This is a genomic window from Corallococcus sp. AB049A (assembly GCF_003668885.1).
GTDB lineage: Bacteria > Myxococcota > Myxococcia > Myxococcales > Myxococcaceae > Corallococcus > Corallococcus interemptor.
Window position 1 is genome coordinate 1 of sequence record NZ_RAWL01000937.1, and the last position, 526, is coordinate 526.

1 protein-coding gene is annotated in these 526 nt (G+C 69.4%); it reads left to right on the plus strand.

All coding sequences use genetic code 11. The features are described from left to right. A partial coding sequence (locus D7X55_RS45965) for a hypothetical protein (RefSeq protein ID WP_199747368.1) occupies nt 1–268 on the plus strand: 268 nt, incomplete at its 5' end. Between the last annotated feature and the right edge of the window lie 258 nt (nt 269–526).

Here is a 526-nt window from a genome sequence, read left to right on the forward strand (position 1 = left end):
GCTGGCCGCGATGGCCAGCGACTTCAAGGCGTTCTACGAAAAGGAACCCGGTCAGGTACCGGATACCTACACCATGAGCCACATTGCCGGCGGCTACGTGTTCGACCGCCAGGGCCGCCTGCGCCTGTTCGCGCCGTACGGCATGCCGGTGGAAAAGCTGTTCTCGGACGTGCAGCGCCTGCTGCTCGAGCCCGGCCACCCGGCCGCCGGCAACGACGCGCTGGCCAGCTGCCACCTCAAGCACAGCGGCACACTGGCCGCGCGGTAACGCCGGTGGGTGCCAACCTTGGTTGGCACGTCCGAATCTGCTCCTGGTAGATGCCAGCCTTGGTTGGCACAGCTGTAGAGCCGAGCCCATGCTCGGCGCCGCGCGCACCGCGCCTGCGGCACCCCGTAGACAGCAGCTGAGCATCGGCTCGGCTCTACACGCGCACGGCCCCGGCAGGTGCCGACCGTTGGTCGGCACACCCTCACACCAATCCCCGGCCGGCCAGGAGAGCCAGCCGGCCGGGGCACCGCTCAACGC